The sequence below is a fragment of the Streptomyces sp. NPDC096324 genome (genome assembly GCF_044763015.1).
Taxonomy (GTDB): Bacteria; Actinomycetota; Actinomycetes; order Streptomycetales; family Streptomycetaceae; genus Streptomyces.
The window spans coordinates 96,455-109,750 of sequence record NZ_JBIWFK010000018.1 but is presented as its reverse complement, the minus strand read 5'-3'; the positions used below and the strand labels follow the sequence as shown (position 1 = coordinate 109,750).

The 13,296-nt window shown below is 71.5% G+C and carries 7 protein-coding genes; 5 read left to right on the top strand and 2 right to left on the bottom strand.

The annotated features are described in order from the left end of the window. Window positions 1-32 precede the first annotated feature (32 nt). Window positions 33-1,841 carry an acyl-CoA dehydrogenase family protein gene (locus tag ACIQ7M_RS35730; RefSeq protein WP_403651975.1) on the bottom strand — a complete coding sequence of 603 codons (1,809 nt, stop codon included), beginning with the start codon at window positions 1,839-1,841 and terminating at the stop codon, window positions 33-35. Between the two features lie 836 nt (window positions 1,842-2,677). Between ACIQ7M_RS35730 and ACIQ7M_RS35725 the strand changes: the two genes are divergently transcribed. Further along, a complete protein-coding gene (locus ACIQ7M_RS35725) occupies window positions 2,678-3,169 on the top strand; it encodes a MarR family winged helix-turn-helix transcriptional regulator (RefSeq protein ID WP_403651972.1) in 492 nt (163 codons plus the stop codon). A gap of 247 nt (window positions 3,170-3,416) precedes the next feature. After that, window positions 3,417-5,030: an MFS transporter gene (locus ACIQ7M_RS35720; protein WP_355765921.1), complete on the top strand. Its 1,614-nt coding sequence runs from the start codon at window positions 3,417-3,419 to the stop codon at window positions 5,028-5,030. A 120-nt stretch (window positions 5,031-5,150) separates the two neighbouring features. Here ACIQ7M_RS35720 and ACIQ7M_RS35715 read toward each other — a convergent pair whose 3' ends face one another. Then, entirely contained in the window at window positions 5,151-6,716 is a 1,566-nt protein-coding gene (locus ACIQ7M_RS35715) for an APC family permease (RefSeq protein WP_403651969.1), read from the bottom strand. A 294-nt stretch (window positions 6,717-7,010) separates the two neighbouring features. On the opposite strand from ACIQ7M_RS35715, the gene ACIQ7M_RS35710 reads away from it, so the two are divergent. From ACIQ7M_RS35710 to ACIQ7M_RS35700, 3 genes are all read left to right on the top strand, one after another. Then, window positions 7,011-7,436 carry a DUF3052 domain-containing protein gene (locus ACIQ7M_RS35710; protein ID WP_403651967.1) on the top strand — a complete coding sequence of 142 codons (426 nt, stop codon included), beginning with the start codon at window positions 7,011-7,013 and terminating at the stop codon, window positions 7,434-7,436. Between the two features lie 113 nt (window positions 7,437-7,549). Beyond that, window positions 7,550-8,464 carry a glycosyltransferase family 2 protein gene (locus tag ACIQ7M_RS35705; protein WP_403651964.1) on the top strand — a complete coding sequence of 305 codons (915 nt, stop codon included), beginning with the start codon at window positions 7,550-7,552 and terminating at the stop codon, window positions 8,462-8,464. Window positions 8,465-9,073: 609 nt separating this feature from the next. Next, window positions 9,074-13,222, top strand: coding sequence for a BTAD domain-containing putative transcriptional regulator (locus ACIQ7M_RS35700; RefSeq protein ID WP_403651961.1), 4,149 nt, complete (start codon window positions 9,074-9,076; stop codon window positions 13,220-13,222). Window positions 13,223-13,296: the final 74 nt, after the last annotated feature.

Sequence of the window (13,296 nt, the reverse complement as noted above, 5' to 3'; positions counted from 1 at the left end):
GGTACCTTCCGGTGTTCGGCGGTGAGGGGTTGTCAGGCGGCGTTCGGCTCATGGCCCCGGCCGGTCTCGCGCGCGCCGGGCGCGGCCATGCGCATCCGGCGGATCGAGAAGAACTCGTCGGTGGCGTACTGGGAGTTGAGCTGGGCGAAGAGCCGGTGGGCGGTCTCCGGGTCGAGGTCGCCGGTCTCGTACCGGTGGACGTGGCGGCGGGCCAGCGCGGCCTGGAGCCATGCGCCGTCGGCGAAGAACTCGTCGAGGTGGTCCCGGTTGAACAGCCACACGCCGAGAGCGGCGACCTTGGCGTGCAGGGCGCTCAGTTCCTCCGCCACCCGGATCAGCCGGGGCGGGGTGGCCTTGGCGGAGGCCGTCGGCTGCGCGGCGGGACCGGCGCTCGACTTCCGTATCTCGTGGACCCGCGCGAGCAGCGTGTCGAGTTCCCGCCGCAGTTCCTCGGCCCGCCCGCGCAGGACTGCGAGCCGGTCCGCGTCGCAGCCGGCGGACGGCGGCAGCTCCGCGAGACGGGTGATCAGCGCGGGCAGGCTCGCGAACACGGCGTCCCTGCCGCGCCCGAACACGCTCACCCGGTGCGGCTCGAAGTCGGGCAGTTCGGCCCGCAGGTCGTACAGCGCCCGCCAGTCCTCGTCCGGCGTGTGGCCCTGCGCCTTGGCCAGGGCGGGCAGTTGGAGCGCGAGGCTGTCCAGGCAGACGGGCTCGCTGCCGTCGAACACCGATACGACGGCGCCGTCGCGGAGCATCTTCTGGAAGGTGCCCACGTGTTCGGCGGCACGCATGAAGTACCGGGCGCCCAGGGTGCGGGCCAGCGCCTTGCTGGTGAAGTCGACCAGGCGGGTCACCTGCACCTTGGCCAGGTTCGCCCAGATGCTGAACTGCTCGGTGTACAGGTGCAGTCCGCGCATCGCGACGAGGCTCTCGCACTCCGCGACGAGCAGGTTCAGGTAGGCGTTGGCGAGGGATTCGGTGACGTACGGGATCTCGGTGGCGGGTCCTTCGTAGAGGATCCGCTCCGTCAGGAAGCCGGTCACGGTCCGCAGCATGGTGTCGCCCGTGCCGAGCGACAGGCCGGTGCAGAAGGTCCGGGTGATCAGGAGGCCGCGCAGGGCCAGTTCGAGTCCTTCGCCCTCGGCGCCCAGCCGGGCCGAGGCGTCCACCCGGGCGCCGTCGAAGGCGATTCCGCTGATGTCGCAGCCGCGCAGGCCGTAGGTCGGGACGCGGGGGACCCCGGACACCTCGCCGGAGATGATCCGCGACCGGTCCACGAGGAACAGGGACTGCTGCCGCTTGGCCGGCGTGGTCTCGTCGCCGGTGATGCCGAGCAGCACCACATGGGTGGAGGTCCGCCCCCGGTTGATCGGCCACTTCTCGCCGGTCAGGACGTACTGTCCGCCGTCCGGGGTGGCCGTGAACCGGTTGGCGGCCAGGTCGGCGCCGTGTTCCGGCTCGGAGTAGGCCAGACAGGGCACGACCCCGCCGGCGAGGACCGTGGCCGCGTGCTTCTCCTGCTGCTCGGCGTTCCCGCCGACCCAGGCGAGCATCATCCAGACCTGGGTGCTCTCGCTCACCGCGACGTTCATGTCCCGGCGGGCGATGACCCTGGTCAGCATGAGGATGTCCTCGGCGGCCCGGAGATCGCCGCCCAGTCGTTCCGGAACGAAATAACGGTTGAATCCGAAAGCACGGACCCGTTCGATTCCCGCGGACGGGAGTTCGTCGCGTTCGTCGAGCTCCAGTGCCCCGGCGAACGATAAGGAGTTCCGCTCCACCGCCGGGTCGCCGAGCCAGTCCTCCAGGGCTTCGGCGAGGGCAGTGCTTGATTGTTTCATCGAGCTTTTCCATTCCATGCTGGAGAGGACAGTGGCGTCGAAAGGCAGCCCTGTCCGAAAAACGGCCGTCGTGATGGAAAGGTGCGTGACAAAAGAGCACAGGGCGCGACGCGCGTAGCGCGGCGCAGTGCGCGGTGTCAGACCTTTGACGTCGGATGAGGTCGGATCAGTGATGGATGCCGTGCCGGTGCCGACAGGCGGGTCATGGACACCGAACCGGCCGAAAAGGCCGGTTCGGGACGCTGGACCAGTGATCTCGGGCCGGTCGTGGCAGACCGGCCCGGTGGTACCAGTGGTGTGGGATCGGCGCGGAGAGGCGCGCTTTCCCTGGCGTCAGCGTTGTCCGCTACAGCATCTGATCGAAAAATTAACCATTTCTGTTTTCCCCCGTCGCGCTAAGCGCTCTTGGTTTCCCCGTGCGTGGCTCGAGTCGCTGAGAGCGATGTTCTGGCCAGGCAATTCAGGAGCCTAGCAGGCGCGCCACATCGCCCTATGTGATGCGAGACACAAGCGGCATCCCGCCGTCTCGGCCGAATGCCCGACTCTGCTCATGATTATCAATTGTCTGACCTCGCCCATTCCTGGAGAATGATCTGCTCCATTTCCGGAACGCGGACCGTGACAGTCCGTTCGATTTTGCGTCGATGTAACGTGCGGCGTCGCGGTGCCGATTGCGGAGGGGTGAATTCCCCCCGGTCCGGAATCTGCCGCTCGGGTGGCCGTCGCCGGGGGTGCCGGCCTCCGGTCGCCGGGATCCCGCCAGGGGGAGGGGTTGTCCGCCGAGGAATCGTTGTATCTTCGATGGTGGAGACTGCCACGATCGAAGGAGTCGGCTCATGGTGCGCAGCGGTCACGCCGAGCAGCACGGGGCGTCCCCCCGGAAGGACTTCCTCATCGCCGAGCGGCCCGGCTATCTGCTCCACAAGGCCGGGCTGGTGCTGGTGGAGGATGTCGAGAAGGCGCTGGCCGGGGTCGGTATGCGCATCCGCGACTTCTTCGTGCTGGCCGCGCTGGCCGGCGGGCCCGAGCTCTCGCAGCAGGACCTCAGCCGGCTGCTCAATCTCGATCCGACGACCGTCGTGACGGTGATCGACGAGATGGAGCGCAACGGGCATGTCGAGCGCCGGCGCAATCCGGCCGACCGGCGGCGCTACAACCTGATCCTCACGGAGTCCGGCCGTGCGGCGCTCGCGACGGCGGACCGGGTGGCCACGGAGGTCGAGTCGGCCTTCTTCGGCGCACTCGCGGAGGACGAGCGCGAGGCGCTGCGCAAGATGCTGGGCATCCTCATGGCGGGTCGCTGGCCCGCCTCGGTCTGCTCCGACTGACACCCGCCTTCCGCCCCACACGTCCCTCTCTCCCGGAAGCCCGCGAAGCCCGCGATGCCGTTCGACGGCGCCGCGGGCTTCTGTTGTGCCCGGGGTCATCACTGTGGGTGACGGCACTCCGGTGAAGGGCAGGTCGGTCGTCGGCCGACGCGCCGTTCACTACCGTCCGTCACGAACGTTGACGCATGGCTTTCCAATCATCTAGATTTCCATCATCTAAAGATCCTGTCGATTGGAAGGTTCTCGCATGTCCGCAGAACGCGCTCCGTCGCCCACTAGGTGGTGGACACTCGGGATCGTCGCGTTGGGCTCGTTCATGCTGATGCTCGATCTGAGCGTGGTCTCCATCGCGCTGCCGCAGATCCATCGCTCGCTGGGCGGCAGCTTCGCCGACCTCCAGTGGGTGTTCGACGCCTACGCCCTCACGCTGGCGATCTTCCTCGTGGCGGCGGGATCGCTCGCCGACCGGATCGGCCGCAAGAAGGTCTTCCAGGTCGGCTTCGCCATCTTCACCGTCGCCTCCCTCGCCTGCGGACTGGCCGACGGATCCGGCCAGTTGAGCTGGTTCCGCGCCATCCAGGGTGTCGGCGCCGCCATCATGTTCGCGGTCGGTCCGGCCATGCTCAGCCACGAGTTCCACGGCAAGGAGCGGGCGACCGCCTTCACCGCGTTCGGTGCCGCCGTCGGTCTCGCCGTCGCCACCGGCCCGCTCATCGGCGGCTCGCTGATCAACGCGCTGTCCTGGCGCTGGATCTTCTACATCAACGTGCCGGTCGGTGCGCTCGCCCTCCTCGTCGGCGCGCTGCGCGTCCGTGAGTCGCTCAACAAGCGGGCCCATCCCACCGACTGGACCGGTCTGGCCACCTTCAGCGTCGCGCTCGGAGCACTGGTCTTCGCCACCATCCGCGGGCCGGTGGAGGGCTGGACCAGCGGCACCACGCTCGGTCTGTACGCGGCCAGCGCGCTGTTCCTGATCCTGTTCGTGGCCATCGAGCGCCGACTGGGCGAGCGCGCCCTGATCGACCCGGCGTTCTTCCGCAGCCCCACCTTCGTGGGCATCTCCCTCGTCGCCATGATCGGCAACGCCGGGGCCCTGCCGTCCGTGTTCTTCGAGACGAGCTACCTGGAGAACATGCTGCACGTGGACGCCTGGGGCACGGGCCTCAGGTTCCTGCCCCTGACGGGCGCCATGTTCGTCGCCGGGGCGCTCGGCGGCGGGCTCATCGGCAAGGTCCCCTTCCGGGTGCTCCTGGGCGGCTCGACGCTGGTCATGGCCGTCGGCATCCTGTTCCTGAACCTCACCGAGGCCGACTCGTCGTGGACCGTGCTCGTCCCGGCGCTGGTCATCTCCGGCTTCGGCATGGGCGCCTTCAACCCGGCCCGGGCGGCGCTGGCCATCGGCGTCACCGAACCGGCCAAGGCCGGTGTCGCCTCCGGCATCAACGAGACGTTCCAGCAGGTCGGTATCGCGGTCGGCATCGCCGGCGTCGGCGCGTACTTCCAGCACAGCGTGGCCGACGACTTCACGTCCTCGGCGGTCGGAAGGCAGATGGGGAGCGGCGCCGCGGAGGAGGCCGCGCACGGCATCAGCGCCGGCTCTCTCGACGCCGTCGCCCAGGCCGCCGGACCGCTGCGCGACAAGGTGCTGGCCACCGGGCAGGACGCGTTCATGAGCGCCTTCCACGGCGCCATGACCCTGAGCGCGATCCTCGGGTTCGTCGCCGCGGTCATCGGCTTCACGATGCTGCGTACGAAGGATCTCCACGCCAGCGCGCTGTCGACCATTCCGCCGGACGTCGACGAGGACGGCGAAGTGCGCCCCGACGGTTCGACGGACGTCGCGGTGGGCGCGTCCGCCTGACGTCAACGCCCCTCAGCACCGCCCCGGTGGTCACTTCCCCCGCGCCACCGGGGCGGCTCACCGCCGTCCCGGCCCGCGCCCCTGCCGCGCGGGTCGGCGGCCGTTCCGGTCGTAGGCGGGTCAGTGGCCGTCCCGGTCGTGGGACGACACCGGGATCGTCTCCTTGCGGAAGTAGGCCGGGCGCAGCGCGCTGTAAACGAACATCAGGATCGCTCCCAGGAGAAGCGCGCCGATGCCGGTGACGAAGACTCCGCCGAATTGCCAGTGCGGCGGGAACGGCAGGGTCCACGAGGTGCTGCCGTAGTCGGCGGCGGCGTACACGAAGCAGGCGTTGATGAAGAAGTAGAGGAGCAGCAGGCCGCCCAGGCCCGGCATGATCCCGCGTGTCCACAGGTCGTGCGCGCTGCGCGTGAGGACCTTGCGGTAGTACCAGACGCAGGCGAACCCCGTGAGCCCGTAGTAGAAGGCGATCATCAGGCCGACCGAGCCGATGGAGTCGGCCAGGACGTTCTCGCTCACCCTGGTCAGGATGACGTAGAAGACGATCGAGGCGATGCCCATGCCCACCGTGGACCAGGTCGGGGTGAGGAACCGGGGGTGGATGCGGGAGAAGCGCTGCGGGATGGCCTTGAACGCGGACATGGACAACGTGGTGCGGGCGGTCGGCAGGATGGTCGTCTGCGTGGAGGCCGCCGCCGAGGTGAGGACCATGACGATCAGGAGTTTGGTGGCGACCGTGCCCCAGCCCCCGGTGCCGAAGACCTCGGCGCCGAGACTGGAGAGGACGTCTCCGGAGTTGTCCGGGTTGCCCAGCCCGATGCCCTTGTCGCCGACCCCGGCGAAGGCCTGCGCGGACGTGGTGACCAGGACGTAGACGAGCAGCAGGATGACGGTCGAGATGACGGCCGCGCGGCCGGGTGTGCGGTCGCGGTCGACGGTCTCCTCGTTCACGGACACCGCGGTGTCCCAGCCCCAGTAGATGAACACTCCGGCGAGGATGCTCTTGGTCAGGTCGTCGAACGAGTTGATCTCGAAGGGGTTGAACCACGACCACGAGATCTCCGAGGAGACGTTCGGCGCCGACCCGCCGTACACCTTGACCAGCGCGGTGATCGACAGCAGGAACAGCACGACGATCTCGATCGTGAGCAGCGCCTTCTGCAGGTTGGCCGAGAGCTCGATGCCGATGTAGCAGATCAGGGTCATCAGGGCGATCCACAGGACGCCGACGAAGGTGACCCAGAAGGTGTTCTGCGCCAGCCCGTCCGCGCCGATGAGCTGGAAGCCGTACGCGCCGGCGATCTGCGCCAGGTTGGCCATCACGATGATGTCGGCCGCGACGATGCCCCAGCCGCCCAGCCAGCCGGTACGGGGGCCGAAGGCCCGGGCCGCCCAGGTGAAGGTGGTGCCGCAGTCGGGGTCGGCCCGGTTCAGCTCCTTGTAGCCGTAGGCGATCAGGAACATCGGGACGAACGCGAGGATGACCACGATCGGCGACTGGAAGCCCACGATCCCGACGATCACACCGAGGGTCGCCGCGAGGCTGTAGGCGGGGGCCGTGGAGGCCAGCCCGATCACCGTGCTGGAGAACAGGCCCAGGGCGCCGCCCTTGAGGCCCTTGTCCGTGGATCCCGGGCCCAGCGGTGGCAGGGGCGCGGGCGGCGGCGGGACGGATGGTGAGCTCATGACGCCCTCCGGAACCTGGTGGCGCCCGCCGGGGGTGGACCGGGCGCACGCTGTCCCCGGCCCGCGAGCCTCGGACATCCCGGGAATCACCGGGGACGTCCGGGGGACCGGGCCGCTCTCACCAGCATGAACCCGCTCGCCGACAACCGGTAGTCGAGCGTGTCCCGGGCGGCCGCCACACCTGCGCGGACACCGTCGCGCTCCTGCGCGGACACCTTCGCGCTCCCGTGCGCCGGGGAGCCTCCGGCGCCGCGCACGCGGGCCGGCCGGGCCGGGCGGTGTCATCCTGCGGGGATGACGGGATCCAGCGCGGTGGGCGGCGGGTACTCCGGTACACCGCTCGCACGGAAGATCGGCATCAAGGCGGGGCATCGGGTGCGGCTGGTCCAGGCTCCGCCCGGCTGGGAGATTCCCGGGCTGCCCGAGGACTGCGAGGTCGCGGAGAGCGGTCCGGAAGGGGCGGACGTCACCCTCGCCTTCTTCCGGGATCACGCCGGACTGGCGGCACGGGCGGCCGGACTGGCCGGCGACCTCATGGACGAGGCCATGCTGTGGATCGCCTGGCCCCGCCGTGCGGCCGGGCACCGCAGCGACATCGCCGAGAACGATCTGCGGGACCTCCTCCTGCCACTCGGACTCGTCGACGTGAAGGTGGCGGCCCTGGGCGAGGACTGGTCGGGTCTGAAATTCGTCCGACGCAAGGAGAACCGGCACTCCTGATCTTGTACGTATAGGCGTAGATCAGGACGTACGCACGGCGTACCTGACGGCGTACTTGAGGGGTCGTCCCGGTGAACGACTAGCATCGCGGCACAGTTGTCGGCCGGGATGGGGTGGGTGTCGTGTCGCAGGCGGAGGAGGGGCCACGGATCGCCGTTGCCGTGGTGACCATGGGCAACCGGCCCGTCGAGGTCGACGCGCTGCTCACCTCCGTGGCCAAGCAGGATGTGGCCCCCGCCCGGATCGTGATCGTCGGTAACGGCTGCCCGCTGCCCGAGTTCGCCGAACGCCTCGGCCTGCCGGGCGAGGTGACGGCCATCGAGCTGGACGACAACCTCGGCTGCCCCGGTGGCCGGAATGTGGGGCTCAGCCGACTGCGTGAGTTCGGGGACGTGGACGTGGTCGTCGAACTCGACGACGACGGGCTCCTCGTCGACGGCGACGTGCTGCGCAAGGTGCGCGACCTGTACGCCGCCCGGCCGCGGCTCGGCATCGTCGGCTTCCGCATCGCCGACGAACACGGGGAGACACAGCGCCGCCATGTGCCGAGGGTCGGCGCCAAGGACCCGATGCGCGGCGGACCGGTCACCGGCTTCCTCGGGGGCGGCCACGCGCTGTCCATGCCGATGCTCGCCGAGACCGGGGACTGGCCCGCCGAGTTCTTCTTCGCGCACGAGGAGACCGACCTCGCCTGGCGTGCCATCGACGCCGGCTGGACCGTGCTCTACGAGCCCGAGCTGCTGCTCCAGCACCCCAAGACCTCTCCCGCCCGGCACGCCATCTACTACCGCGTGACCGCCCGCAACCGGGTCTGGCTCACCCGCCGCCGACTGCCCCTGGCGCTGATCCCCGTGCACCTGGGGATCTGGATCGTGCTCACGCTGCTGCGGACCCGGTCGGTCGGCGGGCTGAGGGCCTGGTTCGGCGGATTCGCGGAGGGGCTGCGGCGGTCCGGCGGAGAGCGGCGCCCGATGCGGTGGCGGACGGTCTGGCGACTCACCCGCCTCGGCCGCCCGCCGGTCATCTGACCCCGCACGTCGACAGCCGGCTCGTCCTGCGAGCCGGCTCGCAGCTCCGAGCCGCTCGCCGGCCGGAGCGCCACGGCCGGTCCATCCGGGATGGGTGGCGGGGCTTGCAAGCCGGAGCGGCACGGCTGGTCATGTGAAGTGACGGGCTCGTCAGTCGGAGCGGCACGGCCGGCCATCCGGAGTGACGGGCTAGCCGGCCGGAGCGCGGCACGGCCGGAGTGACGGGGCTTGCAAGCCGGAGTGGCACGGCCGGCTGTTCGGAGTGACGGGGGCTTGTCGGCCGGAACGGCACGGCTCGTCATCCGGGGCGGTTCACCGGGCCGGGTGCGGACGGAGGCCCCGGGCCGATCACCTCGACGACCGGGGCCTCTGACGTCCCCGGATCCGGCCGCGGCGGCGACACTCCCCCGAGTTACGCGTAGTACGCGCGCACCGTCGGGCCAGATCCGATGGCTTGATCACATCAGCCCGCGCCAACGGATCGCTAACATATGGCCAACGGTTCCCTCGGGAACGATCACTTGACCGGCGCGAACCCGTCCTGGAAGGGCGCGAAACCGCCGTGGTGCGCGGCCTGCGCGGCCGGGCGGAAAGGCAGTGGGGCGGCGTATGCGGAACGGGCTGCGGTTCGGGCTGCTGGGGCCGCCGGTCCTGTACGACACCGATGGCGAGGTCGTCCCGATCGGTGGCCGGAAGATGCGTGCCCTGCTGGCCGCGCTGCTCCTCGAACCGGGCCGGGTCGTCTCCGTGGCCGCGCTCAAGGACGCGCTGTGGGGCGGGGCGCCGCCCGCCTCCGCCCAGGCGTCCCTGCAGAACCACGCGACCCGGCTGCGCCGCCTTCTCGACGATCCGGAACGGCTGCGCGCGGTACCGCCCGGGTACGTCCTGCGGGTCGGCGAGGGCGAGTTGGACGTCCGCGTCTTCGAGCGGCACGCCACCGCCGCGCGGGACGCGCACGCCGAACGTGACTGGGAGCGGGCGCTGCGCGAGTCCACCGCCGCGCTCGCGCTGTGGCGTGGCATCCCCTTGAGCGGCCTGCCGCCCGAGACCGGCGGACACGCCTTCGTCCAGCGTCTGGAGGAGGGCCGACTGCTCGTCCTGGAGTGGGGGTACGAGGCGGAGCTGCGCCTCGATCCGACGGCGTCCCGGCTCGATCGGCTGGCACCGGAGCTGGCCGCCCGCACGGTCGAGCATCCGCTCCGCGAGTCGTTCCACCGGCTGCTGATGCTGGTGCTGCACCGCACCGGACGCCAGGCCGAGGCCCTCGCCGTCCACCGCGATCTGCGGGCACGCCTGCTCGACGACCTCGGCATCGAGCCCGGGCCGGCCGTGCGCAGGGCGCACCTGGAGATCCTTCGGGACAACGACCGGGTTCCGGGCGAGGCCCGTGCCATCGACGTGCACCCGGGCGGGGGCCACGCCGGGGACCGGGCCATGAGGGGGAACGGATCCCGTCCGGACGGGACCGGGAGCGGCGAAGAGGGCAGCGCCTGGATTCCGGGCGTGGGAACGGACCGGAGAAGGGGCGGCGACAGACGCCAGGACCGGCGGGCGCAGGACGACAGCGACCGCGCGGTGAGCGGCGACACCGACGGGGACCGGGCTCGGAGCGGCGAGGGCAACGGCGGCGGAGGCGGCGCCTGGAGCGGCGACGACGACAGGGCCGGGGCTGACGACGGGACCGGGAGCGTCGGCGGTGACGGCGAGCGCGGCCGGGACGGGGACGTCGACCGGATCGGGAGCGCCTGGCGGGACGGGAGCGTCGGCCGGGGCGACGGTGCCGGCGGTGCCGGGGGCGTTGGCCGTGAGGGTGGCGTCGGCGGCCGGTACCGGGGCGTCGGTCGCGATGGCGATGACGGCCGGGACGGCACTGTCGGCCGCGCTGCGAACGCGGGCCGCGACCGGGCTGCCGGCCGGGAGGGCGGTGCCGGGGGCATTGGCGGTGATGGCGGTGGTGGCCGGTACGGGGGTGCCGGCCGTGATGGCGATGTTGGCGGTGCCGGGGGCGCTGGCCGTGATGGCGGTGGTGGCCGGGGCGGCGATGCTGGCCGTGATGGCGGTCGGGGTCGGGACGGGAACGTAGGCCCGGACGGGAACTTCGGCCGGGATGGAGACGGTGGCGAGGTGGAGCCCGAGGGCGGTTCCGCTCGGGGTGGGCGGGGTGTCGCCTCGCCGCCCCGGCCCGCTCAACTCCCTCCGCCTCCGGCGCACTTCATCGGACGCGAGGACGTCCGCGACGGCCTGTTCCAGGTCCTGGCCCCGGAGACCGTCCCGTGGCGCACGCACCCGGAGGGACCGGCACACGCGACCGGCGGCCCCGACGACGGAGCATCCGCACCCGCGTTCGCCGATGCATCCGCCCGTGCGAGCGGTGGGAAACCCGCTGCCACGACGATCGCCGGGTCGTCCGGCCGGACGGCCGACGGCCGGGCAACTGAAGGCCGGGCAACCGTCGGCCGGGCAACTGACGGTGAGGCGTCCGCCGGTGGGTCCGGCGACGGCGCCCGGGGCGACGCGCACGGTCGGCCCTTCGGCGGCGACCCCACCACCGTGCTGCCGCGCGTCGCGGTGATCAGCGGGATGGCGGGCGTCGGCAAGAGCGCTCTCGCGCTGCACGTCGCCCACGGACTGCGGGAACGATTCACCGACGGCCAGTTGTACGTCAACCTGCACGGCGCCACCCCCGGCATGACCCCCCTCACCGCCGGTCAGGCGCTCGCCGCGCTCCTGCGCGACCTGGGGACGGAACCCCGCCGCATACCCGAACACCCCGACGCCGCGGCGGCGTTGCTCCGGTCGATGCTCGCGCCCACCCGCACCCTCATGGTGCTGGACGACGCGGCGCACGCCGCCCAGGTGCGCCCGCTGCTGCCGGCCGGTGCCGGATGCGCGGTGATCGTGACGAGCCGCTCGCCGCTCACCGCCCTGGACGGAGCCGACCGATTCCCTCTCGCGCCGCTGACGCACGAGGACAGCGCGGTCCTGCTCCGCGCGGTCTCCGGCCGGCAGGACGGACTCGACGGGGACCACCCTCTCGTCGAACTCACCGGCCGGCTGCCGCTGGCCCTCCGGGTCGTCGCGGCCCGGCTCGCCGCCCGCCGCGCGTTGACCCCCGATGTTCTCGCCGGTCAACTGGCCGCCACGGAAGGCCGGTTGCATCATCTGGAGTACGACGACCTGAGCGTGCGCCGTTCACTCGCCGTCGCGCACGACGCGCTGCGCGCCTCCGAGCGCGAGGCCGACCGGGACGCGGCGCTCGCCCTGTGCCGTATCGGCGCGCTCGACCTGCCCGCGTACGGAGCCGCCCTCGTCGCCCGCCTCACGGGCACCGACGAACGCCGTGCCGAGGCCGCGCTCGACCGCCTCGTCGACGTCGCCCTCCTGGAGGAGACCGCGTACGGGCGGTACGCGCCGCACGACCTCGTACGGGACTTCGCCCGGGAGATCGCGGGCGAGGCGGAGTGCGGCCTCGCGACAACCCCCATGGCCGCCGATGCCGATGCCGACGCCGTCACCGGCGGGGGCCTCGCGGCGACCGGACCCGTACCCCTCGGTCATGACGCCGCCGTCGCCGAGCGCGCCCTGCGCTGGTACGCCGGTGTCGCCGCCCGCTCCCTGGAGGCGATTCTCGAACCCGGTCTCGACAGGGAGGACCGGAGCAGGCCGACCGCCTCGCAGCCGGCCGGGCACGCGGCGGACGTGGCGGCCACACCCCCGTTCTGTTCCGGGCGGGAGGCCTTCGCCTGGGGCGACACGGAACTGGCGAACGTGGTCGCGCTCGCGCAGCGGCACACGCATGCCTCGCCGTACTTCCCCCTGCTGGCCCGGCTGCTCAACCCGTACGTCCAACGCAGCGGTCGGGTAGCCGAGTTGGAGGTTCTTCAGCGGGCCGCACTCGACGCGGCGCGCCTGCTCGGCGACGAGGCCGCCGAGGCGTACGCGCTCGGCGACCTCGGAGGACTGCACTTCGTGACGGGCCGCGTGGGCGAAGCCCTCACCCTGAACGACGAGGCGCTCGCGATCTGGAGCCGCCTCGGGGTGCGCTCCTGCCAGCGGCGGGCCCTGAACAACCGGGGCATGCTCCTCGAATCCCTCGGCCGTCACGCCGAGTCCAGTGAGGCCCTGCTCCAAAGTCTTGAGTTCTCGCGGGAACTGGGCGACCCGCACGTGGAGGCCATCACCTACAGCCACCTCGGCAACCTGTACGAGCACACCGACCCGCGGGCCGCCATCGATCACCACAAGCGCAGCCTCGCGATCGGCGACGCTGTGCAGGATGTGATCATCCGGCACTCCGCGCACTGCAACATCGGCTACGCCCACCTCACGCTCGGCGAACCGGCCGCCGCCGTACCGCACTTCGAGGAGAGCCTGCGCATCCTCGGCGGCCACGGCGACTGGCACGGCGAGTCACAGACCAGGCTCGGCCTGGTACGGGCGCTGCGCGGTGTCGGTCACTTGGAGCGCGCCGCGCGCGAGTGCGATCTGCTGCGGTGCCGTGCCGACCGCCGAGCCGACCGGTACACCGGAGGCCTGGCCCGTCACCAGGCGGGCCTGCTGCTGCGGGAACGCGGTGACGCCGAGGCGGCCTACGCGGAGTGGACGTCCGCTCTGGAGGCCCTGGCGGGAACGGACAGCCCGGTGACGGCCGAACTGCGGAATCTGCTGGCAGACGGAGCAGACGGAGCAGACGGAGAAGGCAGAGCTGACAGTGCGGTGGGGGCGGGCGGACCGGGAGGTCCGCCGGCGTCCCGGTAGGCCCAGGCACTGGCCCAGGCCCAGGACCAGGCACCAGCACCGGCACCGGCACCCCGGACCGTCCGGCGACAGGC

What these genes read in the sequence shown, in the direction of transcription:
- ACIQ7M_RS35730 (WP_403651975.1), bottom strand. Translation starts at nt 1,841, where the DNA reads ATGAAACAATCAAGCACTGCCCTCGCCGAAGCCCTGGAGGACTGGCTC.
- ACIQ7M_RS35725 (WP_403651972.1), top strand. Translation starts at nt 2,678, where the DNA reads ATGGTGCGCAGCGGTCACGCCGAGCAGCACGGGGCGTCCCCCCGGAAG.
- ACIQ7M_RS35720 (WP_355765921.1), top strand. Translation starts at nt 3,417, where the DNA reads ATGTCCGCAGAACGCGCTCCGTCGCCCACTAGGTGGTGGACACTCGGG.
- ACIQ7M_RS35715 (WP_403651969.1), bottom strand. Translation starts at nt 6,716, where the DNA reads ATGAGCTCACCATCCGTCCCGCCGCCGCCCGCGCCCCTGCCACCGCTG.
- ACIQ7M_RS35710 (WP_403651967.1), top strand. Translation starts at nt 7,011, where the DNA reads ATGACGGGATCCAGCGCGGTGGGCGGCGGGTACTCCGGTACACCGCTC.
- ACIQ7M_RS35700 (WP_403651961.1), top strand. Translation starts at nt 9,074, where the DNA reads ATGCGGAACGGGCTGCGGTTCGGGCTGCTGGGGCCGCCGGTCCTGTAC.